A 25,172-nucleotide genomic window follows, 5' to 3' on the forward strand; every position below is an offset into this window, starting at 1 on the left:
AGCGGACCTCACCAGCCGCGCTCGCGCCATTCGGCCAGGTGCGGGCGCTCGGTACCCAGCACCGTGTCGTCGCCGTGACCGGGATAGATGACGGTGGTGTCGTCGTAGACATCGAAAACCCGGGTGGAGACGTCGTCGAGCAACTGCTCGAAGTCGCCCGGCTGCCATGTTTTTCCGACGCCACCGGGAAACAGGCAATCGCCGGTGAACAGTTGTGTGACCCCGCCGGTCGCGGGTCCGTCCAGGGCCAGCGCCACGGATCCCGGTGTGTGCCCGCGCAGGTGGATGACGTCGAACGTCAGCTCGCCGATCTGCACCGTGTCGCCATTGGCCAACAAACGGTCCGGCTTGACCGGCAGCGGGTCGGCGTCGATCTCGTGCGCGGCCGTCGGCGCACCGGTTTCTGAGGCCACCGCTTCGAGGGCTTGCCAGTGGTCGAAGTGCTGGTGGCTGGTCACGATCAGCGACACCTTCGGCGCGTATTCTCGGATCAGATCAAGCAGCGTTTGGGCGTCGTTCGCGGCATCGATCAGCAACGTTTCCCCGGTCGCGGAACACGTCACCAGGTAGGCGTTGTTGTCCATAGGGCCGACCGAGGCTTTGAGGATCGTCGCACCGGGCAGCGAGCGCCTGGCCGCGGTACCGGGCTCGACGTGGCCGGTGTAGTTGTCGCTAGGGGCTGTCATACCCGGTCACGCTACTGGCCCGGTGGCTTGTCGGGGCAGACACCTAGCATGGAATACGGCCTGCGCCATGACCGAACCGTCATGGCAGGGCAGCACACGATTTTGCTGAAAGGGGCAGCGTGGCCGACCGCCTCGTCGTCAAAGGTGCGCGCGAACACAACCTGCGCAGCGTCGACCTCGACCTACCTCGGGACGCGCTGATCGTGTTCACCGGCCTGTCCGGGTCGGGCAAGTCCTCACTGGCGTTCGACACGATCTTCGCCGAAGGGCAGCGTCGCTACGTGGAGTCGCTGTCCGCCTACGCCCGCCAGTTCCTGGGGCAGATGGACAAGCCGGACGTCGACTTCATCGAGGGCCTGTCGCCGGCGGTGTCCATCGACCAGAAGTCGACCAACCGCAACCCGCGGTCCACCGTCGGGACCATCACCGAGGTGTACGACTACCTGCGCCTGTTGTATGCCCGCGCCGGCACCCCGCACTGCCCGGTCTGCGGTGAGCGGATCGCGCGCCAGACACCCCAGCAAATCGTCGACCAGGTGCTGGCGATGGACGAGGGCACCCGTTTCCTGGTGCTGGCCCCGGTGGTACGCACCCGCAAGGGGGAGTTCGCCGACCTGTTCGACAAGCTGAACGCCCAGGGCTACAGCCGGGTGCGGGTGGACGGCGTGGTGCACCCGTTGACCGACCCGCCCAAGCTGAAGAAGCAGGAAAAGCACGACATCGAGGTGGTGGTCGATCGGCTCACCGTCAAGGCGACCGCCAAGCAGCGGCTGACCGACTCGGTGGAGACCGCGCTGAACCTGGCCGACGGCATCGTCGTCCTGGAATTCCCCGACGATCGCGACGAACACGACCGGCCCCGCGAACAGCGGTTCTCCGAAAAACTCGCCTGCCCCAACGGGCATTCCCTGGCCGTGGACGACCTGGAGCCCCGGTCGTTCTCGTTCAACTCGCCCTACGGCGCCTGCCCCGAATGCGTGGGATTGGGCATCCGCAAAGAGGTCGACCCCGACCTGGTGGTTCCCGACCCGGAGCTCACGCTGGCCGAGGGCGCGGTGGCGCCGTGGTCGACGGGACACACCGCGGAGTACTTCACCCGGATGCTGGCCGGGCTGGGCGACGCCATGGGCTTCAACGTCAACACCCCATGGCGCAAGCTGCCCGCCAAGGCGCGCAAGGCGATCCTGGAGGGCTGCGACGAGCAGGTGCACGTGCGGTACCGCAACCGCTACGGACGAACCCGCTCCTACTACGCCGACTTCGAGGGCGTGCTGGCGTTCCTGCAACGCAAGATGGCTCAGACCGAGTCCGAGCAGATGAAGGAGCGTTACGAGGGCTTCATGCGGGACATCCCGTGTCCGGTCTGCGAGGGCACCCGGCTCAAACCGGAGATCCTGGCGGTCTCACTGGCGGCGGGGGAGTTGGGACCGAAGTCCATCGCCGAGGTCTGCGAACTGTCCATCGCCGACTGCGCGGACTTCCTGAACGCGCTCACGCTGGGCACCCGCGAGCAGGCGATCGCCGGGCAGGTGCTCAAGGAAATCCAGTCGCGGCTGGGCTTTCTGCTCGACGTCGGCCTGGAATACCTGTCGCTGTCGCGGGCGGCAGCCACGCTGTCCGGCGGTGAGGCACAACGCATCCGCCTGGCCACTCAGATCGGCTCCGGACTGGTGGGCGTGCTCTACGTGCTGGACGAACCGTCCATCGGCCTGCACCAGCGCGACAATCGGCGACTCATCGAAACGCTCACCCGGTTGAAGAATCTGGGTAACACGCTGATCGTCGTCGAGCACGACGAGGACACCATCGAGCACGCTGACTGGATCGTCGACATCGGCCCCCGCGCCGGCGAGCACGGTGGTCGCATCGTGCACAGCGGACCGTATCCAGAGCTGTTGCGCAACAAAGAATCTCTCACCGGCGCTTACCTTTCCGGCCGGGAGAGCATCGAGTTGCCGGCCGTGCGACGACCGGTCGATGCGAAACGTCAGCTCACCGTCGTCGGCGCGCGAGAGCACAATCTGCGGGGCATCGACGTGTCGTTCCCGCTCGGGGTGTTGACCTCGGTGACCGGGGTGTCCGGTTCGGGCAAGTCCACGCTGGTCAACGACATCCTGGCGGCGGTGCTGGCCAACAAACTCAATGGTGCCCGTCAAGTGCCCGGCCGGCACACCCGCGTCACCGGACTCGACCACCTGGACAAGCTGGTCCGGGTCGACCAGTCGCCGATCGGCCGCACGCCGCGGTCCAACCCGGCCACCTACACCGGGGTGTTCGACAAGATCCGCACCCTGTTCGCGGCCACCACCGAGGCCAAGGTCCGCGGCTATCAGCCCGGGCGGTTCTCCTTCAACGTCAAGGGTGGTCGCTGCGAGGCGTGCACCGGCGACGGCACCATCAAGATCGAGATGAACTTCCTGCCCGATGTGTACGTGCCGTGCGAGGTGTGCCAGGGTGCCCGCTACAACCGGGAAACCCTCGAGGTGCACTACAAGGGCAAGACCATCGCCGAGGTGCTGGACATGTCCATCGAGGAGGCGGCGGAGTTCTTCGAGCCGATCTCGGGCATCCATCGCTATCTGCGCACCCTGGTCGACGTGGGGCTGGGGTACGTGCGGCTCGGCCAGCCCGCGCCGACGCTGTCCGGCGGCGAGGCGCAGCGGGTGAAGCTGGCCTCGGAGTTGCAGAAGCGGTCGACCGGGCGCACCGTGTACATCCTGGACGAGCCGACCACGGGTCTGCATTTCGACGACATCCGCAAACTGCTGAAGGTCATCAGCGGTCTTGTCGACAAGGGCAACACGGTGATCGTCATCGAGCACAACCTGGACGTGATCAAGACATCGGACTGGATCGTCGACATGGGTCCCGAGGGCGGTGCCGGCGGCGGAACCGTTGTCGCGCAAGGCACTCCGGAGGACGTCGCGGCAGTGCCGGAAAGCTACACCGGCAAGTTCCTGGCCGAGGTGATCACCTCCGCGCCCATCGCCCCGCGGCGGGGCGCCAAGCGCCGCAAGGTCAGCGCCTGAGCGGCTGGGAAGCTGCCCGTTCGGTCTGAGCGCCCTCGCCGCGGCCCAGCGCGATCGTGGCCGCCAGCATCGCCGCCACCGCGGCCGGCAGTGCGACGAACCCGACACCGTGCACAGTCAGCACCTCGCCCAGCACGACAACGCCGAGCAGCACCGCGACAACCGGTTCGCCGACCAACATGATCGGGACGGACGCCTGCAACGCCCCGGCCTTGAACGCCCACTGCTGCAGCACGGTCACCAGGACCGCCAGTGCGACAAGCAGATACGGCGCCGGGACGGTCAGCAGAGCATGCCAGCCGCCCAGCCCGAACCGGTGGGTGCAGATCTTGGTCAGCACGGCGATCAAACCCAGGCCCACCGCCACCGCGACCCCCAGCGATGCGGCGCGGGTTCTGTCCACGGTGCGGCGCGCCACCAGCACACAGATCACGAAGACCGGCACCACCACGGCCAGCGCCATCGTCCACGCCGGCACGGGTGGCCGGTAGTGCCCTTCCCGGGGTTGGCCCTCCAGCACGAAAATCGCCAGCGCCGCGGTCAGCAGCGTCGCCCACCCCCACTCGGCGCCGGTCACCCGATCTCCGGATCGCCGGGCACTGAGCGGCAGCACGAACAGCAGCGAAGACACCAGCAGCGGCTGCACCAACAGTAGGGACCCGTTCGCCAGCGCCACGGCCTGAAACGCATATCCAGCGACGGCCGCCGCCGTCCCCGCCCACCACAATCGGTCGCGAAGCACGGTCGCAGCGGTAGACGCGTCCTGCCCGGACCGTTGCAGTGCGGCCTGCCGGACGACAATGCCCAGTGCCGCCATCAACGACGCCAGCAACGCCGAACCGATGGCCGCTGCATGCGAAACCAGCCAATCCATGCGCGGCACATACCCCGTGCCGGGGCAACTGACTCAGTGCGCCTTCGACAGCGGCGACGGGAAGCGGGGGCTGACGCGTACGCCGTCCAGCCAAGCGGTGAGTTCGTCGGCGCGCCGCTGCAGTGCGCGCCGGGCGTCGCCCCCGGGATCTTCCAGCAGCTGCAGATGCACGCGCGCGTTCCCGTCCTGACACCAGCCGCCAACGATCCGTCCGTTCCACCACGCGGTCGGGCCGGCGTTGCCGTTGCGGTCGAAAACCTGGTCACGATGTTCGCCCAGGTACCAGTCCCGGTCCGACCACCCCATGGTGGTGGGGTCCAGACCCGGCAACAGCGCGGCCCACGGCGGCGTCTGTTCGGTGCCGAGGTCGTCGGCCAGCGCGTAACCAGGATTGCCGTGCAGATCTACCTCGACCGCACCGATGGCGGCCAGAGCCACCCGGGTCGCCGTCGACGTGGCGCCGAACCACCATTTGAGGTCGGTCATGGTGGCGGGTCCGAACGTGCGCAGCCAGCGTCGGGTCAATTCAGCGCGCGCCACACCTTCGGGGACGGGGTCGCCGGCCTCGACGAACCAATCCTCGGCCCTAGTCCACCGCGGTCGCGACACGGTCCACCCTCCGTCGTTGGGGCCGCGAACGACGTGGCCGTGCGCCGAGAGCACCGTCAGTACCCGGGGGGCCAGCGGAACCGAACCACCCCAACGCTTTCCGGGTGCCGGGTCGTAGCTACCGGCCAATTCGGGCAACGCGGCCCGCAATTCGCTGCTGCTGCACGGACCATGCTCGGCCAACTGACCGAGCACGGCCGCACAGGCCCGGTCCAGCCACGCGTTGCCGTCGGTGGTCACCCCGGCTTTGTGCAGATCGGCGACCAGGCGGCGTCGCTCGTTGGCCGCTACCGCGGCGCTGGCCGCCGATTGCACCAGTGGCAGGTCGTCGGCGTTGACCAACCACAACGTCCGACGCATGGCCAATTGCTTGACCGCAGAACGTCGTTGGTACAGCGACCGATCGAGGTCGGCGGTGACGAAATCCGGACAACGTGCCCACAGCGACAGGTACGGCGTCGCCGGGTCGGTGGCATGCAATCCGACCAGACCGGCGGTGACCCGCGTCGCCGAACCGGGCGTGGCGACGAAATGCCTGCGCGCCAACCGGTTCCGTCGTTCCGCGACGCTGAATTTGCGCATGGTCAGCAGGGTTGGTTCATTTTGGCAATCTGGTGGCCATCTGATTGGCGATCAGCCTGGCCTGGTTGACCGTGTCGGGTGCGCAGACGTTGACGTCGAAGACCACATTGGACACCGCACTGAGCACGTGCTGGCACACCACCGTGCTTGCCGCCAAGTTGCGCTGCAACGCGATATTGGGGGGATTGCCGCTGAGTTCGCGGAACGTCCACTCGGATGGCTTGCCCTCGCTGACCTGAATCACCGTTTTTCCGGCGCAGTATCGCCACGACTCGGCTTGCTCCGTCACGAAATTCAGCGCCTGCTCGGCGGAGGCGAAAATGACACCGCCCTGGACCACCACGTAACCCGGGTTGCTGTTCGGCTTCTTCAGGAGTTGGGCAAGCATCCCGGTGTAGCCGCTGCTCTTGTAGGTGCGGGTCTGGTAGCCGATGAGCGGCCCCAGGCACCGCTCGTCCGACAGCGCATTGTCCGGGCCCGGATCCTTCATCTCGGTCACGTTGTGGTCGACGACCACCCCTGTCGTGCGTACCAGGGCGTCGATCTCCTCGGGCGCCAGCAGCAATGAATCGAGTTGTGCTGCAGTCACTTTCGTCGCGGTAGAGGTGGTGGTGGCGGCGGTGCTGGAGGTGCGCGCGGTGGTGGTGTCGCTGCTGACGGATTGTCCGCCGCCGCTATTGCTCACCGCGACCCAGATGCCGGTGCCGATCAGGATGAGGACCACGAGCAGCGCCGCGGCGGGCAAGAGCCATCGATTGCGGCGAGGTGGGGGAGCCGGGATCCACGCCGGGTGCGGTGGGGCCGCCGGCGCTGTCAGCGGGGCTGTCGGCGGGGCCAATGGCGGCGGCGGGCCGGCCCAGTGCGGGCGCTGCACCGGACCGCTGGGCGGCGGGGCGTGTTGCTGGCTGTGCGCGATCATGGTGGCCGCACGGTCCTGGTCGGGCGCGCTGAGCGCGTGGGCGGCGGCTCGGGCGAATTCTCCGGCGGTCGGATAGCGCTCGGCGGGTTCTTTGGCCATGCCGCGGGCGATGACGTCGTCGAAGGCCCGCGGGACGTTCGGACGTGCCTCGCTGGGTCGTGGTATCGGCTGCATCAGATGCGCCGCCATCAGGGCGCTGAGATTCTGAGTCTGGTAAGGCGGTACGCCGGTCAGGCACTCGTACAGCACGCACGCCAGACCGTAGATGTCGGAGCGGTAGGTGGTCTCGTCGTCGGCGAACCGCTCCGGCGCCATGTAGCGCCAGCTGCCGACCGCCGTCCCAGTCTTGGTGAGCTGCTGATCCGTTGCCGCGGCGGCGATCCCGAAGTCGACCAGGTAGGCGAAGTCGTCGCCGGTGATCAGGATGTTCTCGGGCTTGATGTCGCGATGGATGACGCTGCCGCGATGGGCGGCGTCGAGCGCGGCGGCCACCTGAGTGATGATTGCCACCGCGCGCGGTGGCGGCAGCGCGCCGGTGTGTTCGAGCAGCGAGCCGAGATTCTCGCCCTCGATGAAGCGCATGTCGATGTAGAGCTGGCCGTCGATTTCCCCGTAATCGTGGATGGGCACGATGTGGGGTTCCTGCAACCGCCCGGCGGTGTGGGCTTCGCGTTGCATGCGCCGGCGAAACACCGTGTCGGAGCTGAGTTCCTGGGACATCAGTTTGAGCGCGACGGTGCGGTCTTTGACCGTGTCGTGCGCCTCGTAGACCTCACCCATCCCGCCGCGCCCCAACAGCCGTACGAGCCGGTAGGGCCCGAACTGCAGGCCCGACCGCGAGGTCGGCATGGTGTCACTCATCGGTGCGCATCGACTCCCGGATCTGCGCCAGGCGCTCGGCGGCTGCACGCTGACGGGCCTCGTACTGGTCCTCGACCGAGCGTCCCTCCGCCGTCTCGGCGGCGAGCTCCTCGGCGCCCAATGCGGTTCCGTAACGCGATTCGATCTTCTCGCGCACCGAGTCGAACGTCGGGACACCGGAGCTGTCATAACCGGAATCCGGCGGGGGCGATGCGTCGGCAGCAGGCGGGTGCTCGGGCATGTCCGACACGTTACTTGGGCGCGTCCTGACGATCGAAATACCGCACCATCAGCTGCCAGTAGCGACGGGCCGGGAAACGGTGAGCACTGCGCTCAGTGCGGCTTGGCCAGCGGGAACGGCAGCGTCTCACGGATGCTGCGCCCGGTGATCAACATGACCACCCGGTCCACCCCCATGCCCAGGCCGCCGGTGGGCGGCATGGCGTATTCCATCGCCTGCAGGAAGTCCTCGTCGAGCTCCATCGCCTCGGGGTCGCCGCCTGCGGCGAGCAGCGACTGCTCTTCCAGACGCCGGCGCTGCTCGACCGGATCGGTCAGCTCGCTGTAGGCGGTACCCAGCTCGACCCCCCACGCCACCAGGTCCCAACGCTCGGCGACACCGCGCTTGCTGCGGTGCGGCCGGGTCAGCGGGGACACCGAGGTGGGGAAGTCGATGTAGAACGTGGGCTTTTCGGTGCGTGCCTCGACCAGGTGTTCGTAGAGTTCGAGCACCACCGCGCCGGCATCCCAATAGTTCCGGTAGGGGATCCGGGCGGCGTCGGACAACTTGCGCAGGGTCCGCAGGTCGGTGGCGGCGTCGACGTGCTCGCCGAGCGCTTCGGAGACCGCGTCGTGGACGGTCTTGACCGCCCACTCACCGGAGATGTCGACCGGCTCCAGTCGAGAGCCGTCGTTGATCGAATCGTCCTGAGTTCTGGGCCGCATGGCTGTCTGGGCGCCGTTGGCGGCCTCGGCGGCATTCTGGATGAGTTCACGGCAGCCGTCGACCCAGACCAGGTAGTCGGCGTGTGCCTGGTAGGCCTCGAGCAAGGTGAACTCGGGGTTGTGACTGAAGTCGACGCCCTCGTTCCGGAACGCTCGGCCGAGTTCGAACACCCGCTCCACGCCGCCTACACAGAGGCGCTTCAAGTACAGCTCCGGTGCGATGCGCAGGAACAGGTCCATGCTGTAGCTGTTGATGTGGGTGATGAAGGGCCGCGCGGTCGCGCCGCCGTGCACCTGCTGCAGGATCGGCGTCTCGACTTCGATGAATCCCTTGGCGAACAGCGTCTCGCGGAGCGAGCGCAACACGCTGCCTCGGGCGGTGATCAGCTCACGTGACTCGGGGTTGACTGCCAGGTCAACATAGCGCGTCCGGACCCGGGCCTCGGGGTCGGTCAGGCCTTTCCATTTGTTTGGCAGCGGTCGCAGGCACTTGCCGATCAGTCGCCAGCGGGTGACGATCAACGAGCGGGTGCCTTTGTCGCTGTAACCCATGTGTCCGGTCATCTCCACCAGGTCACCCAGGTCGATCGCCGCGTTGAAGTCGGCCGCACGTCCCTGCGTCAAACGCGAATTGTCCAGCAGCACTTGGATTTCGCCCGACCAGTCGCGCAGATGGGCGAACAGCACCCCGCCGTAGTTGCGCACGCGCAGGATGCGACCGGACACCGAGACGTCGATATCGTCGTCGGCGGCCACGGCTTCGGCGACGGTGTGACTGGGCGGCTGGCCCACCGGATAGGCATCAATCCCGTTGGCGCGCAGCTTCTTCAGCTTCGCCAGCCGGACCCGTACCTGCTCGGGGTCACGCCGTCGCGCATCGTCGGCTTCGGGTAGGTCGTCCACTTGCAGGCCGCTGACGTCGGGCGCCGTGCCGTCGGGATGCAACAGCCCGGTGTCCACCAGCGGCTGCGGCACCGCTGGGTGATGGCCGGTGTGGGCCTTGTCGCGCCGACTGAACGGCAACACCAAAAAGCCCTCGGCGATCACCGACGCGACGCCGACCCGCGGCATCATCCGCGCGTCTTCGTAGCAGGCGTACCGCGGAACCCATTCGGGTTGGTACTTGTCGTTGGAGCGGTACAGCGTCTCGAGCTGCCACCACCGCGAGAAGAACACCAGCAAAGCCCGCCACAACCGCGCCACCGGACCGGCGCCCAGTTGTTCGCCTTGCTCGAACGCCGACCGGAAAACCGCGAAGTTCAGCGAGATCCGGCTCAGACCCAGGTTCTCGGCATGCAGGGTCAGCTCGCTGACCATCAGTTCGATGGTGCCGTTCGGGGATTCCCGGGAACGACGCATCAGGTCCAGCGAGACACCGGTGGTGCCCCACGGCACCAGGGACAGCATCGCCACCACTTCGCCGGCGGGATCCAGCGCCTCCACCAGCAGGCAATCGCCGTCAGCGGGATCCCCCAGCCGTCCCAGCGCCATGGAGAAGCCACGTTCGGATTCGGTGTCGCGCCAGGCGTCGGCCCGTTCGACGGCGCGGGCCATCTCCTCCGCGGAGATGTCGCGGTGCCGCCGGATGCGCACGGTCAGACCGGCCCGGCGGGCGCGCGTCACGGCCTGACGTACCCCACGCATCTCGGGCCCGGACAGCTTGAATTCGCTGGGCCGCAGAATGGCCTCGTCGCCCAGTTCCAGCGCATTGAGGCCCGCCTCTCGATACACCTGCGCGCCTTGCGAACTGGCTCCCATCACCCCGGGTGCCCAGCCGTAGGTCTGGCACAGCTGCAGCCAGGCGTCGACGGCCTGCCGCCAGGCTTTCGGGTCGCCGACGGGGTCGCCGCTGGCCAGGCAGACACCGACCTCGACACGGTAGGTCAGGGCGGCGCGACCGCTGGGGGCGAAGATGACCGACTTGTCGCGGCGGGTGGCGAAGTAGGCCAGCGAGTCGTTCTTGCCCCACAACTCGACCAGCCCGCGGATCGCGGACTCGTCCTCGCCGGTCAGCGCGTTGTCGGCGCGCTGGGACAAAAACAGCACAATGGTGCCTGCGATCAGCGCGAACGCGCCGAACAGCCCGAAGATCGCATTGAGAAAGACCTGCGGACGCCCGGTGAACAGTTCCGGATCTGCCACCCCGAAACCGATCACCCGATTGACGACGTAGGGCAACCGCTCAGATGGCGCGAGGGTACCGGGGAACATTTCCACCAGTCCCCACGACAACAGGATTCCGATGATGCCGCCGGCCAGCAGCACTGCCGTCGCCCGGAACAGAGCCCCGCGACGCACCTTGGCCCAGAATTCCCGATAGCCCAGCACCAGCAGCACGATCGTCACGACGTGGAAGGCGAAGCCGAGGTTCTCGCCGAATGCCTCGGCTGGCGTGTTACCGCCCGCCGCGATGTCCGCGGCGTTCACCACCGCATGGACCACCATGTTGCCGAGCAGCACCAACCAGGCGATGCGTTTGCGCGCGGTCAGCGCCGCGGCCAGCAGCGCAAGGACGAACGACCACGCGAAGCTGGTGTCGGGGAAGTTGAACAAATAGCTGTTGATGAAGACCCGCGGTCCGTGGATGAGCCATCGGATCATCGGCGACAGGCTGGCGAGCAGCGACACGGTTGCGATGACGCCTACGGTCCAACCGGCCGCGGCGGGCAGCCAGTGATACCGCGAAGACGACCGCAGTGGCGCCCGCGGCTTGATGAGTGTCACAAACCGCGAGGATATTCGTTCAAACGGCGAAACTCTTGCCTGCATGGGTTCGAGCCGCCCGCAATTACCGGCCGGGTTGCCCAGGTGGCGCATTGCTGCTGCTAGACTAACCGCGCGACCATCCCGGCCAAGGCCAGGGAAAGTTAAGTGGAGTCCCACTCCCACCGGTAGCCACGAGCAGGCGTCTGTAGCGCCGTCAAGGTTATCTGGTCCGGTCACAGGCATTTTCCGGATGCCTGTTCCGCGCATGGCGCGGGCGACTCGAGTGATTTCGAGCTGCGATCGGTCGGCATTGGGCCCTGCTTCTGCAGGGCTTTCTTGCTGATGGCTGGTGTCCCCGCTACTGTTTCCGGCCGGTCCAGGCATGGACCGCACTGAAATAGAAGCCAACGAGGGAGGCCCCATCAGCACTGAGACCCGCGTCAACGAGCGCATTCGCGTGCCTGAAGTTCGGTTGATCGGCCCTGGCGGAGAGCAGGTAGGCATCGTGCGTATCGAAGACGCACTCCGCGTGGCCGCGGACGCCGATCTCGACCTTGTCGAAGTTGCTCCCAATGCCAGACCACCGGTCTGCAAGATCATGGACTACGGCAAGTACAAGTACGAGGCGGCGCAGAAGGCGCGCGAATCCCGCAGGAACCAGCAGCAGACCGTCGTCAAGGAACAGAAGCTGCGACCCAAGATCGACGACCACGACTACGAGACGAAGAAGGGCCACGTGGTCCGCTTCCTCGAAGCGGGATCGAAGGTCAAGGTGACCATCATGTTCCGCGGACGCGAGCAGTCCAGGCCCGAGTTGGGCTACCGGCTGCTGCAGCGTCTGGGCGCCGACGTCGCCGAATACGGATTCGTCGAAACGTCGGCCAAACAGGACGGCCGCAACATGACGATGGTGCTGGCACCGCACCGCGGCGCGAAGACCCGGGCCAAGGCGCAGCGCGAAGGCGAGCCGGGGGCCGCGCCGGCGGACGACGGCAAGCCGTCGGCCTAGTAACTGCCAGTAAGAACCTGAACCAATCAGAGAGAACCGAGGAAACATGCCCAAGGCCAAGACTCACAGCGGGGCCTCGAAGCGATTCCGGCGCACCGGCACCGGGAAGATCGTCCGGCAGAAAGCCAACCGCCGGCACTTGTTGGAGCACAAGCCGAGCAAGCGCACCAGGCGGCTCGACGGTCGCACCACCGTCTCCGCCAACGACACCAAGCGGGTCAACTCGCTGCTGAACGGCTGACGGCGCCGTACTCCACCCACCACCCATACACCTCGGGCCGGCGCCAGCCCCCGACCGATTTGTTTGAACGAGAGTAGGAACACCCATGGCACGCGTGAAGCGGGCGGTCAACGCCCACAAGAAGCGGCGCAGCGTCCTGAAGGCATCGAAGGGCTACCGCGGTCAGCGATCCCGCCTCTACCGCAAGGCCAAAGAGCAGCAACTGCATTCGCTGAACTACGCCTACCGTGACCGTCGCGCCCGCAAGGGCGAGTTCCGCAAGTTGTGGATCTCGCGGATCAACGCCGCCGCACGTGCCAACGACATCACCTACAACCGCCTGATCCAGGGCCTGAAGGCCGCCGGCGTCGAAGTGGACCGCAAGAACCTCGCCGACATCGCGGTCACCGATCCGGCGGCGTTCACCGCGCTCGTCGAGGTCGCCCGCGCGGCGCTGCCCGAGGACGTCAACGCCCCGTCGGGAGAAGCTGCCTGACCGGCGGCCCGTGCTCACCGAGCGTTCGGCCCGGGTGGTCGCGGCGGTCAAGTTGCATCGTCACGTCGCTCGGCGTCGTGCCGGACGGTTCCTCGCCGAAGGACCCAACCTGGTTGCCGCCGCTGTGCAGCGCGGACTGGTCCGGGAAGTCTTCGTCACCGAGGACGCGGCGAGTCGCCATCAGGCTCTGCTGACGGACTTGCCGACCCATCGGGTGACCGATCGGGCCGCAAAAGCGTTGTCGGACACGGTGACTCCGACGGGGTTGATCGCCGTATGCGAGATCCCTGCCGTTGGTGTGGACGACGTGCTGGCCGGTACGCCGCGGTTGGTCGCCGTCGCCGTGGACATCGGCGAGCCGGGCAACGCCGGCACGTTGATCCGCATCGCCGACGCCATGGGCGCCGCCGCGGTGGTGCTGGCCGGGCACAGCGTCGACCCCTACAACGGCAAGTGCTTGCGCGCGTCTGCCGGCAGCATCTTCGCGATCCCGGTCGTGGTTGCCCCGGACGCTCGCGCCGTCCTGGACCGGCTCAGATCGGCTGGCCTGCGGCTGCTGGCCGCCACCGTCGACGGCGAGACGGCCCTGGACGAGGCCGATCCGCTGCTCACTGGGCCGGCGGCATGGCTGTTCGGGCCCGAAGCCCATGGTTTGCCGACGGACATCGCCGACCAAGCGGAGCATCGTGTCCGCATCCCGATGGCCGGGGGAGCGGAGAGTCTCAACGTTGCCGCGTCGGCGGCAATCTGTCTGTACCAGAGTGCCCGCGTGTTACGCGGCGCGAGTGCGTCCCCGCGCGGGCCGCAGGCCGGCAATTGACAGCGTGTTGTGCACCAGCGAACCCGCGCGTTCCATCAGCGCGCGAGCCGGGTCCAGCGGAGATTTGGGGCGCGGCGGGAAGTAGTGCATGGGCAGGCCGCGACGGTCGCGCGGCGGTGCCATGAAGGCCGGCGCCTCGACCAGCGGCGCGTCGCTGCGGATCCGTCCCTCCGAGCGACGGTAGGCGGCCAACGCGCGCGGATGAAGGCGAATCTCGTCGGGCACCGCCAGAAACGCGAGTTCGACGAGTTTGCCGAACAGGCGCAGCAGGATCTCGTCGCCGGGCGTCCAGCGCATCCCTGCCTTTTCCCGCACCGCGGGCTCGAACAGTCCGGCAGCGATCCAGCGCTGACCTGCGACCAGCGGCTTGAAAATCTGGTCCCAGACCGGGGTGGGCATCAGCACGAACTTCGGCTTGGGGATCCGGATGTTGAAGATGTCCAACACCGCCTGGTTGATCTCGAGTTCGTCGCGACCGACCCGCTCCCAGTACTCCTGGAACTCCTCCCACGAACTGGGCACCGGTCGCATACTCATCCCGTACATCCGGTACCACTGCACGTGTTCGTCGAAGAGCTGACGCTTCTCGGCTTCGGTCAGTCCGCCGCAGAAGTACTCGGCCACCTTGACGACCAGCATGAAGAACGTCGCGTGTGCCCAATAGAAGGTCTCGGGATTTAGCGCGTGGTAGCGCCGGCCTTCGCCGTCGACTCCCTTGATGGTCGCGTGGTAGCTCTTGATCTGTTTGCCGGTCTGGGACGCGCGGTCGCCGTCGTAGACCACTCCCATGATCGGGTACACCGACCGGGCCACCCGCTGCAGGGGTTCGCGCAGCAGGATCGAATGCTCCTCGACGCCCGCACCCAGCTCCGGATACATGTTCTGGATGGCGCCGATCCACACGCCCATCATCCCGGTGCGCAGGTCTCCGAAATACTTCCAGGTCAGCGAGTCGGGCCCGAGGGGGTCAGCCGCTGTCGTCGTTATGGCAGTCATCACGGCCTCCAAAGCAGCTTCCCAAGCAGCTGGTGTGCGCTCACGATAAACGGTGACAACACGCGTTGTCCAGAACATCCAGATGTGTGTCCGGCCTGTGTTATGCACTCTCCACAGCACCGCCGCAGCGGCGTGATCAGCAGGTTTGCCGACGTTTTCGACACGTGTGGCACAGACCTCGTTGCCGGGGTCAGCCGCGACCGCCTAACCTGGCCGGGTGGAGGACGGGCCAGACGAACCGCAGCCCGGGGGGTCCGGCGCCACCGCGACCGCGCTGCAGGACGCCCCACGGCGACGGTCTCCGGCCAAGTGGCTCAGCAGCACCAACCACAGTCCCGGCGTGATCGGCTTCGTCAAGCGCGCACGACGGCTGCTGCCCGGCGACCCTGAGTTCGGCGACCCGCTGTCCACCGCCGGTGAGGGTGGGCCGCGCGCAGCCGCCCGGGCCGCGGATCGGTTGTTGGGGGACCGCGAGGCGGCGTCGCGCGAGGTCAGTCTCGGCGTGCTGCAGGTGTGGCAGGCGATGACCGAAGCCGTCTCGCGCAAGCCTGCCAACCCCGAGGTGACGCTGGTGTTCACCGACCTGGTGGGGTACTCGGCATGGTCGTTGGAGGCCGGGGACGACGCGGCGCTGGCCCTGCTGCGCCAGGTGGCCCGCGCGGTCGAATCCCCGATGCTGGACGCCGGCGGGCACATCGTCAAGCGCATGGGTGACGGGATCATGGCCGTCTTCCGCCGTCCCGGCATTGCGGTGAAGGCCGTCTGCGCCGCCGAAGAGGCCATCAAATCCGTTGAGGTGGACGGATATACGCCGCGGATGCGGGTCGGGATCCACACCGGGCGCCCGCAGCGGCTGGGTTCGGACTGGCTGGGCGTCGACGTCAACATCGCGGCACGTGTGATGGAGCGCGCGACCAAGGGCGGCGTCATGATCTCCAGCCCGACCCTGGACCTGATTCCGCAGAGCGAGCTCGACGAGTTGGGCATCACCGCCAGACGGGCCCGCCGGCCGATGTTCTCCAGCAAACTCACTGGCATCCCGCCGGACCTGGCCATCTACCGCCTCAAACCCGGTAGGGATATGTCGGGCGGGGATGGGACGGACAAGAAAGACGCCCACTGAGAGCCACCATCCCGCGGCGGGTCGACGATCGGCGTGGGTGGCGCGCTGGTAGGTGTCGATAGCGCCTCGCCAAGCGGGGAGACCGTTCGCGAGTTTTCGACCGGTCCCCGACAGGGGCGGCACCGCAGCGGTGACTAGGATCGACAGTTGCGTCGTCGCCGTGCCCTGAGCCCACCTGGCGACGATGCGGGCCGAGCCCATCGCGCGGGGTAGCCGGGCAGCCCGACCAGCCCCCGTCAACAAGGAGAGTGCCGCCGCGTGGGTGATCAACCCGTCGATCTGTCGCCGGAAGCGTTGACCCAAGCGGTCGAGGCCGCCCGGCAGGCCATCGCACGCGCCGACAGTCTGGAAGCGCTCGCGCACACCAAGACCGAGTACCTCGGTGACCGGTCGCCCCTGGCGCTGGCCCGGCAAGCACTCGGCGCTTTGCCCAAGGACGAGCGCGCTGACGCGGGCAAGCGGGTCAACGTTGCCCGCGGCGAGGCTCAGCGCTGCTACGACGAACGCCTCGCGGTGTTGCGTGCCGAGCGCGACGCGGCGGTGCTGGTCGCCGAACGCATCGACGTCACCCTGCCGTCAACCCGGCAACCGACCGGCGCGCGGCATCCGATCACGATCCTGGCCGAGCGCATCGCCGACACGTTCGTCGCGATGGGTTGGGAACTTGCCGAGGGCCCGGAGGTCGAGACCGAACAGTTCAATTTCGACGCGCTGAACTTCCCGCCGGACCACCCCGCGCGCAGCGAGCAGGACACCTTCTACATCGCGCCGGAAGGCTCCCGGCAGTTGCTGCGCACCCACACCTCGCCGGTGCAGGTGCGGACGCTGCTGGAACGCGAGTTGCCGGTCTACATCATCTCGATCGGGCGCACCTTCCGTACCGACGAACTCGACGCCACCCACACCCCGGTCTTCCACCAGGTGGAGGGACTCGCGGTGGACCGCGGGCTGACCATGGCGCATCTGCGCGGCACCCTGGACGCGTTCGCGCGCGCGGAGTTCGGTGCGCTGGCCCGGACCCGGATGCGCCCGCACTTCTTTCCGTTCACCGAACCCTCCGCCGAGGTCGACGTGTGGTTTGCCAACAAAAAGGGCGGCGCGGACTGGGTGGAGTGGGGCGGCTGCGGCATGGTGCACCCGAATGTATTGCGCGCAGCGGGAATCGACCCGCAGGTGTACTCCGGTTTCGCGTTCGGGATGGGACTGGAGCGAACCCTGCAGTTCCGCAACGGAATTCCGGACATGCGTGACATGGTCGAGGGCGACGTGCGGTTCTCCCTGCCGTTCGGGGTGGGCGCCTGATGCGCGTCCCGTACAGCTGGCTGCGCGAGGTGGTCCGCGCCGGTGCCCCGGACTGGGATGCCAGCCCCGACGACCTCGGGCAGGCGCTGGTGCGGGTAGGGCACGAGGTCGAAGAGGTGCTCGCGTTGGGTCCGGTCGAGGGGCCGCTGCGGGTGGGCCGAGTGTCCGAGATCGAAGAACTCACCGGGTTCAAGAAGCCCATCCGCGCGTGCCTGGTCGACGTCGGTGGCGACGATGATCAGGAAATCGTCTGTGGTGCAACAAATTTCGCGGTAGGCGACCTGGTCATCGTGGCGCTTCCCGGGGCCACCCTGCCCGGGAACTTCACCATTGCCGCCCGTAAAACCTACGGGCGCAACTCCAACGGCATGATCTGCTCGGCAGCCGAACTCGGCTTGGGCACAGACCATTCCGGAATTCTGGTGCTGCCACCGGGAACCGCCGAGCCCGGGGCCGAGGGTGCCGCAGTGCTCGGCCTGGACGACGTGGTCCTTCACTTGGCCATCACGCCGGACCGCGGCTATGCCATGTCGGTGCGCGGCCTGGCCCGCGAGATCGCCTGCGCGTACGACCTCGAATTCGTCGACCCGGCTTCGGTTTCGCCGTTGCCGGCCGACGGCGAGGCCTGGCCACTGGTGGTGGACCCCGACACCGGTGTGCGCCGTTTCGCGCTGCGTCCGGTCACCGGGATCGACCCCGCCGCGGTGTCGCCGTGGTGGCTGCAGCGACGACTGCTGTTGTGCGGAATCCGCGCTACCGCACCGGCCGTCGACGTCACCAACTACGTCATGCTCGAGCTCGGTCACCCGATGCACGCTCACGACCGGGCGCGCATCACCGGGGGCTTCGCGGTGCGCTTCGCCCGTCCCGGCGAGACCGTCGTCACCCTCGACGACATCGAGCGCAAGCTCGAACCCGTCGATGTCCTCATCGTCGACGAGGTCGCGACGACGGCGATCGGCGGCGTCATGGGCGCGGCCAGCACCGAGGTGCGCGCCGACTCCACCGACGTCCTGTTGGAAGCGGCGGTGTGGAACCCGGCCGCGATCTCGCGCACCCAGCGCCGACTCCATCTGCCCAGCGAGGCCGCCCGCCGTTACGAACGCGCCGTCGACCCCGCCATCTCGGTGGCCGTGCTGGATCGCTGCGCGCGGTTGCTGGTCGACATCGCCGGGGGAACCGCCGAACCCACCTTGACCGACTGGCGCGGCGACCCCCCGGTCGGCACCTCGGTCTCGGATTGGGCCGGCTCGCCGATCCGGATTCCCGCCGACCTGCCGGACCGCTTCGCCGGCGTGTCCTACCCCGCGGGCACCACGGCCCGGCGACTGGCCCAGATCGGTGCGCAGGTGGAGTCGGACGAAGCCACTCTGACCGTCACGCCGCCGAGTTGGCGCCCGGATCTGGTGCAGCCCGCCGACCTGGTCGAGGAGGTGCTGCGGCTCGAGGGTCTCGAAGTCATCCCGTCGGTGCTGCCGGCAGCGCCGGCGGGTCGCGGACTCACGCCCCAGCAGCGGCGTCGCCGCGCGGTCGGCAAATCGCTGGCGCTGTCCGGCTACGTCGAGATCCTGCCGACGCCGTTCCTGCCGGCGGGGGTGTTCGACGTCTGGGGCCTGCCCGCCGACGATCCTCGCCGCAATACCACCAACGTGGTCAATCCGCTGGAAGCCGACCGTCCGCAGCTGGCCACCACACTGTTGCCGGCCCTGCTGGAAGCGCTGGGGCGCAACGTATCCCGCGGTTTAGGCGATGCCGCGCTGTTCGCGATTGCGCAGGTGGTCCAGCCGACCGAACAGACCCGCGGCGTCGAGTTGATCCCGGTCGACCGCCGACCCACCGACGCCGAGATCGCCACACTGGACGCGTCCTTGCCGCGCCAACCGCAACATCTGGCCGCGGTGCTGGCCGGACTGCGCGAGCCGCGCGGTCCGTGGGGGGCGGGCCGCCCCGTGGAGGCCGCCGATGCGTTCGAGGCGGTGCGGGTCGTCGCGCGCGCCAGCGGCGTCGAGGTCGTCTTCCGGGCGACGCAGTACCTGCCGTGGCATCCGGGCCGGTGCGCCGAGGTACTGATCGCCGACACGTTGATCGGGCACGCCGGGCAATTGCATCCGGCTGTGATCGAGCGCGCCGGCCTGCCGAAAGGCACCTGCGCCATCGAGTTGAACCTGGACGCGCTACCGATAGCGGGAGTGCTGCCGGCACCGCGGGTGTCCCCGTTCCCGGCGGTGTTCCAGGACGTAAGCCTGGTGGTGCCCGATGACGTGCCCGCCCAAGCGGTCGAGGACGCCGTCCGCGAAGGGGCCGGGGAGTTGCTCGAACACATCCAACTGTTCGACGTGTACGCCGGAGCCCAGATAGGCGAGGACCGCAAGTCGCTGACGTTCGCGCTGCGGTTTCGCGCCCCCGACCGGACACTGACCGAAGACGACGCCAGCGCGGCCCGCGACGCCGCGGTTCGCTTCGCCGCCGAGCGGGTCGGCGCGGTACTGCGTAGCTGAAAACGTCCTGCCGGCTCACTCGGCCTGCCGCTGGCACCGGCGTTTCAGGCAGCAGGGTGATAAGGCCGGTCCAGTTATCTGTAATGGTGCCAATCGCGGCAAATCGGCCCCGCGTTTGTGGGACTTGGACTTAGGCTGCGTTCACCCTGACCTGATTCAGGTGCACTTTGCCAGAAGCGAGGGAAGCTGAAAATGTCGTTCTTAGCTACCACACCGGATCTGGTCACGGTCGCCGCTGACAATTTGGCCGTACTTCGTAATGCACTCGGTGCCGCTGCCGCCGCTGCGGCGGGTCCGACGACCGGATTGGCCGCCGCTGCGGCAGACGAGGTGTCGACCGCAATTTCGCAATTGTTCGGCAGTTATGGCCAACAATTCCAGACGCTGAGTGCACAGGCGACGGCGTTTCACGCCCAGTTCGTGCAGACGTTGAACGCGGGCGCTGCCTCCTATGCGGCCGCCGAGGCTGCGAATGCCACCCAGGCGTTGGCCGCCGCGGTGAACGCACCCGCCGAGGCTCTGCTCGGGCGCCCGCTGATCGGCAACGGCGCCGACGGGGCCGCCGGGGTTTTGGCCGGACGCGGCGGAGACGGCGCGCCCGGCGGCATCTTGTACGGCAACGGTGGCACAGGCGGTGCCGGGGGACCGAATGGCGGAACCGGCGGCAACGGTGGAGCCGCGGGGCTGTTCGGCAACGGCGGCGCCGGCGGGGCCGGAGGCGGCGCAGCTGGTGCCGGGGGTATCGGTGGCCGGGGTGGGTTGTTCTACGGCAACGGCGGCATCGGCGGGGCAAGCGGCGGCGCAGGCGCTGCCGGAGCCGGCGGCAATGCCGTGTTCTTCGGCAACGGCGGAGACGGCGGCGCAGGGCCGAGCGGTGGCGCTGCCGGCCGCGCCGGACTGTTCTACGGCAACGGCGGCGCCGGTGGCGTCGGAACAGGTGCAGCCGGCGCGGACGGTGGGTTCATCGGCAACGGTGGCGCCGGTGGTTCCAGCACGACCGGTGCCGGCGGTGTCGGCGGCAATGCGTTCTTCGGCGAAGGCGGTGGTGGCGGGTCGAGCAGCGCGGGCGCGGGCGGAGCGGGCGGGAATACCTTCGTCGGCCGCGGCGGCGACGGCGGATCGGCCGGCGGCACCAACAGCGCGGCGGGCGGTGCGGGCGGCAACGTCGGACTGTTGGGCTTCGGCGGTGAGGGCGGGGTCGGTGGCACCGGCTCGACGTCGCTGCTGGCCAGCCAAACCGGCGGGGTCGGCGGGGCCGGCGGCAATGCCGGCCTGCTGTTCGGCGCCGGTGGTGCTGGGGGTGCCGGTGGCGCGGGCGCCAACAACACGGCGGCAACGGGTGCGGGTGCCGGCGGCGCCGGCGGTGCGGGCGGCAACGCCAGCCTGTTCGGCGACGGGGGGGCCGGCGGCGCCGGCGGGACAGGTGGGAACAACACCAACTCCAGCACTCTTACCGGGGGTTCCGGCGGGCGCGGCGGAGCCGGCGGCCACGGCGGCGCGGGCGGGCTGTTCGCCGGCAGCGGCGGCGACGGCGGAACCGGCGGCACCGGTGGAACTACGGCTAGGAACAGTGCCTCGACTCCTGGTGGGGCCGGCGGGGTGGGTGGTGCTGGTGGCAATGCTTTCGGTTTCGGTAGTGCAGGCGACGGCGGCGCCGGCGGCACAGGCGGGGCGCACACCAACGGCGGCACAGGTGGCGCCGGCGGGACGGGCGGCAACGGCGGCAACGCGGTGCTCGTCGGCGGCGACGGCGGAGCAGGGGGCGGCGGTGGAGCCGGCGCTACACCGGGGGCTACGGGGAGTGCCGGTAACCCCGGCCAAACCTTGTTCGGCCTGCCCGGTGGGGCCGCGGCGGCCGCCGCCGTCAGCGGCAGCATCCCCATCTTCGAGCCCTACCAGGACCTGATCAACAACACGGTGACCAACCTGGAAAGCATCAGCAACAACTGGTTGGCCAACCCGGCACCCTTCCTGCAGCAATTCCTCACCAACCAATACGGCTACAGCGAGCTGACCCTGACATCGCTCACCAACGCGGCCAGGGACTTCTCGATCGGGTTAGCCGGGATACCGCCGAGTCTGCCGGTCGCCTTCCAAGAACTACTGGCGGGCAACCCGAGTGGCGCGGTGCGCACAGTCGGCGGGGCGTTGCTCGGTACTCTAATCACCGGTCTTGACACGTCTGATCTCACGAACATCAAGCCGGTCGGCACACTGGGCGACCTGTTGCCGATCTTGAGCATTCCCGGAGATTTCGCGCAGAACACGACCAACGTGATCCAGAGCCTTACCGACACAACCATCGCGGCCTCGATCACCGTCTCGCCGATACCGGGCGGGAGTATGACCTTCGGTTTGCCGTTGGTGATGGCGATCAACGCTCTCGGTTCACCGGTCACCACGCTGATGGCGGCGGCCGACAGCACGACGACGTTTTTCAGTGCGGTGCAGGCCGGGAATGCGTCGGCCGCGTTCGCGGCGTTTGTCGGGGCCCCGGCCAACATCGCCGACGGTTTCCTCAACGGCGAGGCGACGCTGCCGTTGACGCTATCGCTGCCGGGCTTGCCGCCTGCGACGGCCGGCATCCCGCTCGGCGGAATTCTCTCCCCGCTGCGCCCGTTCACCGCGACGGTCTCAGTGCTGGGTGTGCCCGTCACCATTGTCCTGACCGGCACTCCTGCCGGCGGTCTCATTCCCGCCCTATTGAGCTACGCGCCGACTCAACTCGCGGCGGTCATCGCGTAAGTGTCAATGAATTCAAAATGGCAGCGCCATTAGTTCATTAGCTCGTCAAAAAACAATGCCGCACTGGCGTTTCACCGTCACCGTATTCGGGTACATGCCCGGCGTAAATCAGGCGTCGACGGGAGATGGCTGTGTCGTTTGTGATCACCGATCCGGAATGGATTACGGCGGCAACCGGACAGCTGGAAGGCATCGGCTCCTCGTTAGGTGAGGTTGCAGCGGCATTCTCGGCCCCGACCACGCGCATTGCTGTCGCCGCCTCGGACGAGATCTCGGCTGCGATATCTCAGCTGTTCGGCAGATTCGGCGAAGAATTCCAAGCCGTCAACACGCAAGCTGCGGCGTTTCACGCCGAGTTCGTCCGTGCGTTGAGCAGCGGCGCGGCGGCGTACGTCGGCGCCGAGATCGCCAACGCGGAAAGGCAGCTACTGAACGGCTCGGCGGCCGCCGCCGACCCGCTCGGCGGGATCCTAGGGCCCATCCTGGGCGGCGGCACCAGCACGGGAGGCGGCGGCCTCGGTGGGCTGCTCGGCGGCAGCGGCGGATTGCTGGGCCCGATTCTGTTCGGCGGCACCGGCGGTTTGCTGGGACCGCTCGTCGGCGGCAACGGCATCCTGACCTCCTTGGTCGGCGGCGGACCGCTCGGCCCGGTCTTCAACGCCGCCGGCCAGCAGTTCGGCGCCGGGATATCGGCGCTGCTCGGCGGCACCGGCGCCCAGTTCCTCACGGGCCAGCTGCAAGGGCTGGGCTCTGTGCTGCTCCCCGGACTGTTCCCGACCACCGGCGGGGTCGTCACCGGCCCCCCGATTGGCGGTGCCTGGCAGCAACTCTTCGTCAACACCGGCAACAATCTGGCTGCGCTCAGCAATGCTTTTGCCGCCGACCCGTTCCCGTTGCTGCGGCAGATCGTTGCCAACCAGCAGGGTTACGGGGCCCAGATCGGCGCCGAACTCGCCTACGCGGCGCAGAATCCCGGTCTCGTCGCGCAGACCGGTCTGGAGTACTTCGCCTCCGGTAACGCGGCGACCGACTTCCAAGCGGCTGCCAGCGGCATCGTCAGCGGTACGGTCGGAAACTTCCAGACCCTCAACACGTCCTTCTCGGCTTTCAGCCGCGACCTGTCGGCGAACCTGGCGAACTTCCCGGCCGACTGGGCCAAGGTCAGCCAAGACATCGCGACGGGCCAGTACAACCTCGCGGTAACCGACGGCACCTCGGCTGTGCTCAACATCTTCTTGAGCGGATTCGACACCAGCAACCTGGCGGACATCAAGCTCGTCGGCCCGATCGGCGACCTGTTCCCGGTCCTGTCTTTACCCGGCCAGAATCTCAGCGGATTCAGCACCCTGCTGCCGGCCAATTCCGTACCCGCCCAGATTGCCAACAACTTCGGCCGGTTCTTCACCGCGCTCGCCGATACCAGTGTTTCGACCACGATCAGCGGAACCGTGATTCCCCCGGCGCTGATACTCGGTGCGAACTTCGGCTTACCGCTATCGCTTCTCTTCGGCGTGGCAGGCGCACCAGTCGCGGCGCTCGACGGGTTGGCAACTGCCGGGACGGTCATCGGGGGCGGCATAGCGACCGGCAATGCGATCCAGGTGGCTGGCGGCGTGATCGACGCGCCTGCATACATCTTGAACGGTCTGCTCAACGGTGAAGCCATCGTGGATCTACCACTGCCGGTGACGTTCACTGTGCCTGTGCTCGGTGATCTCAATATTCCGGTCGTCGCCCATCTGCCCTTCAGCGGGCTGCTGGTGCCGCCGCATGCCATCACGGCGACGGTGCCTTTGGAGCTGTTTGGCATAAACATCCCGATCAACCTGACTTTGGGTGGCACCAGGTTTGGCGGCCTTTTCCAGCTGCTGGCGAACACCGGCTTTAGGACACTCGCCGACTCGATCGCCAACTAGTCGAGATAGAGCCAACGGGGCCAACGCATTTGACGGCTCATGCCGAATCGAACTGCTCGACGAGGACGCAGAGCCCGCTGCGGCGTGCCGGACTAGCGTTTGTCGCACGGCAGCCTCCGGTAATGAATCACTGTGGGAGGCAGCGGATTTGATTGCACGGCGGCCGAGTCGGGGGTGTGCGAGCGGAATCGGTTGCGGCGCTTGATGACTCTTCGCGCGGGCACGCAACGTCTGGACGCCGCCTTGTCGCCTGCCAATGCGCCGCAACCTATAAAGGGACGCGGCACCGGCGAAATGGCCGGTGCCGCGTCATCAGGATCAGTGACTACTAGCCCACCTGGAAGCCGAAGCTGGCGTTGAGGGCTGCTTGCAGAGCCAGCTGCAGGTTCTGCAATGCGGCGTTGCCCGCTAGAGCGAAGTTGAGAGCAATGTCGTCCAGCGATCCCAGGAATGCGCCGCCGGTCTGCGAGAGTCCGGCCAGTGCACCCGAGAAAGTGGACGCCAAGGTTCCACCAGTTTGACCGAAGCTTGCGAGTCCGGCTCCGAAGCTGGCGCCCAGAGCACCGCCGAGGACATCGGTGATCTCGTTCGCGGCGTTGACCCAGATGTTGGCTATTGCCATACCCGTTTGACCGGATCCGCCAAGGGCGGAGACCAGGTTGGCAGCCACGTTCGCGCCGGTCCGCGTCAAGCCGTTCAATCCGGCTCCGAGGCTGGCCGACAAGCTTTCGCCAGCGTCGACCAGGGCGTTGAGTCCACCGTTCAGCGACCCCGACAGGGCTGCACCCAGTTGGCTCGCGATCCCGGCGTTGAGGGTAAGGCTCAGCGCCGCACTC

At 67.7% G+C, this 25,172-nt stretch carries 17 protein-coding genes and 1 pseudogene; 10 read left to right on the top strand and 8 right to left on the bottom strand.

All coding sequences use genetic code 11. The features are described from left to right. Positions 1-8 precede the first annotated feature (8 nt). Positions 9-686 (bottom strand): MBL fold metallo-hydrolase, encoded by a 678-nt coding sequence (locus AC5Y4D_RS17750; protein WP_499989927.1) that lies wholly within the window; start codon positions 684-686, stop codon positions 9-11. Positions 687-805: 119 nt separating this feature from the next. On the opposite strand from AC5Y4D_RS17750, the gene uvrA reads away from it, so the two are divergent. Then, the gene (gene uvrA / locus AC5Y4D_RS17755) at positions 806-3,715 is read left to right on the top strand and encodes an excinuclease ABC subunit UvrA (protein WP_499989928.1); all 2,910 of its coding nucleotides are present in this window, start codon (positions 806-808) and stop codon (positions 3,713-3,715) included. On the opposite strand, the gene AC5Y4D_RS17760 is transcribed toward uvrA, so the two are convergent. The 5 genes from AC5Y4D_RS17760 to lysX all read right to left on the bottom strand — a co-directional run bounded on the left by AC5Y4D_RS17760 (position 3,705) and on the right by lysX (position 11,229). Further along, positions 3,705-4,589: a DMT family transporter gene (locus AC5Y4D_RS17760; RefSeq protein WP_499989929.1), complete on the bottom strand. Its 885-nt coding sequence runs from the start codon at positions 4,587-4,589 to the stop codon at positions 3,705-3,707. The two genes, uvrA and AC5Y4D_RS17760, sit on opposite strands and share 11 nt — an antisense overlap. Before the next feature lie 33 nt (positions 4,590-4,622). Then, on the bottom strand, positions 4,623-5,780 hold the full coding sequence (locus tag AC5Y4D_RS17765; protein ID WP_499989930.1) for a winged helix DNA-binding domain-containing protein: 1,158 nt from the start codon (positions 5,778-5,780) through the stop codon (positions 4,623-4,625). 16 nt (positions 5,781-5,796) lie between these two features. Further along, a complete protein-coding gene (locus AC5Y4D_RS17770; RefSeq protein ID WP_499989931.1) occupies positions 5,797-7,560 on the bottom strand; it encodes a serine/threonine-protein kinase PknH/PknJ in 1,764 nt (587 codons plus the stop codon). Beyond that, on the bottom strand, positions 7,553-7,801 hold the full coding sequence (locus AC5Y4D_RS17775) for a hypothetical protein (RefSeq protein ID WP_499944235.1): 249 nt from the start codon (positions 7,799-7,801) through the stop codon (positions 7,553-7,555). The genes AC5Y4D_RS17770 and AC5Y4D_RS17775 overlap by 8 nt, the downstream gene beginning before the upstream one ends. Before the next feature lie 92 nt (positions 7,802-7,893). Beyond that, positions 7,894-11,229 carry a bifunctional lysylphosphatidylglycerol synthetase/lysine--tRNA ligase LysX gene (gene lysX / locus AC5Y4D_RS17780; protein WP_499989932.1) on the bottom strand — a complete coding sequence of 1,112 codons (3,336 nt, stop codon included), beginning with the start codon at positions 11,227-11,229 and terminating at the stop codon, positions 7,894-7,896. A gap of 403 nt (positions 11,230-11,632) precedes the next feature. Between lysX and infC the strand changes: the two genes are divergently transcribed. The 4 genes from infC to AC5Y4D_RS17800 all read left to right on the top strand — a co-directional run bounded on the left by infC (position 11,633) and on the right by AC5Y4D_RS17800 (position 13,756). Next, the gene (gene infC / locus AC5Y4D_RS17785) at positions 11,633-12,220 is read left to right on the top strand and encodes a translation initiation factor IF-3 (protein ID WP_499944255.1); all 588 of its coding nucleotides are present in this window, start codon (positions 11,633-11,635) and stop codon (positions 12,218-12,220) included. Positions 12,221-12,266: 46 nt separating this feature from the next. Beyond that, entirely contained in the window at positions 12,267-12,461 is a 195-nt protein-coding gene (gene rpmI, locus AC5Y4D_RS17790) for a 50S ribosomal protein L35 (RefSeq protein ID WP_499944237.1), read from the top strand. Between the two features lie 85 nt (positions 12,462-12,546). After that, positions 12,547-12,936 (top strand): 50S ribosomal protein L20, encoded by a 390-nt coding sequence (gene rplT / locus AC5Y4D_RS17795; RefSeq protein ID WP_023373731.1) that lies wholly within the window; start codon positions 12,547-12,549, stop codon positions 12,934-12,936. 10 nt (positions 12,937-12,946) lie between these two features. Beyond that, positions 12,947-13,756 carry a TrmH family RNA methyltransferase gene (locus AC5Y4D_RS17800; protein WP_500037753.1) on the top strand — a complete coding sequence of 270 codons (810 nt, stop codon included), beginning with the start codon at positions 12,947-12,949 and terminating at the stop codon, positions 13,754-13,756. Here the strand turns inward: AC5Y4D_RS17800 and AC5Y4D_RS17805 are convergent. Then, positions 13,709-14,752, bottom strand: a complete 1,044-nt coding sequence (locus AC5Y4D_RS17805; RefSeq protein WP_500037754.1) for an oxygenase MpaB family protein — start codon at positions 14,750-14,752, stop codon at positions 13,709-13,711. The two genes, AC5Y4D_RS17800 and AC5Y4D_RS17805, sit on opposite strands and share 48 nt — an antisense overlap. Before the next feature lie 217 nt (positions 14,753-14,969). Between AC5Y4D_RS17805 and AC5Y4D_RS17810 the strand changes: the two genes are divergently transcribed. From AC5Y4D_RS17810 to AC5Y4D_RS17830, 5 genes are all read left to right on the top strand, one after another. Next, a complete protein-coding gene (locus AC5Y4D_RS17810; protein WP_500037755.1) occupies positions 14,970-15,875 on the top strand; it encodes an adenylate/guanylate cyclase domain-containing protein in 906 nt (301 codons plus the stop codon). A 258-nt stretch (positions 15,876-16,133) separates the two neighbouring features. Beyond that, positions 16,134-17,177 (top strand): phenylalanine--tRNA ligase subunit alpha, encoded by a 1,044-nt coding sequence (pheS, locus tag AC5Y4D_RS17815; protein ID WP_500037756.1) that lies wholly within the window; start codon positions 16,134-16,136, stop codon positions 17,175-17,177. After that, complete coding sequence (pheT, locus tag AC5Y4D_RS17820) at positions 17,177-19,675, top strand: phenylalanine--tRNA ligase subunit beta (protein WP_500037757.1); 2,499 nt, start codon at positions 17,177-17,179, stop codon at positions 19,673-19,675. The genes pheS and pheT overlap by 1 nt, the downstream gene beginning before the upstream one ends. Before the next feature lie 192 nt (positions 19,676-19,867). Continuing rightward, a complete protein-coding gene (locus AC5Y4D_RS17825; RefSeq protein WP_500037758.1) occupies positions 19,868-22,420 on the top strand; it encodes a PE family protein in 2,553 nt (850 codons plus the stop codon). A 125-nt stretch (positions 22,421-22,545) separates the two neighbouring features. Beyond that, on the top strand, positions 22,546-24,336 hold the full coding sequence (locus tag AC5Y4D_RS17830; RefSeq protein WP_500037759.1) for a PE family protein: 1,791 nt from the start codon (positions 22,546-22,548) through the stop codon (positions 24,334-24,336). Between the two features lie 328 nt (positions 24,337-24,664). Here the strand turns inward: AC5Y4D_RS17830 and AC5Y4D_RS17835 are convergent. Further along, positions 24,665-25,172: pseudogene (locus tag AC5Y4D_RS17835) on the bottom strand (methyl-accepting chemotaxis protein); the annotation flags it as partial.

This window comes from Mycobacterium sp. NGS67 (genome assembly GCF_059812185.1).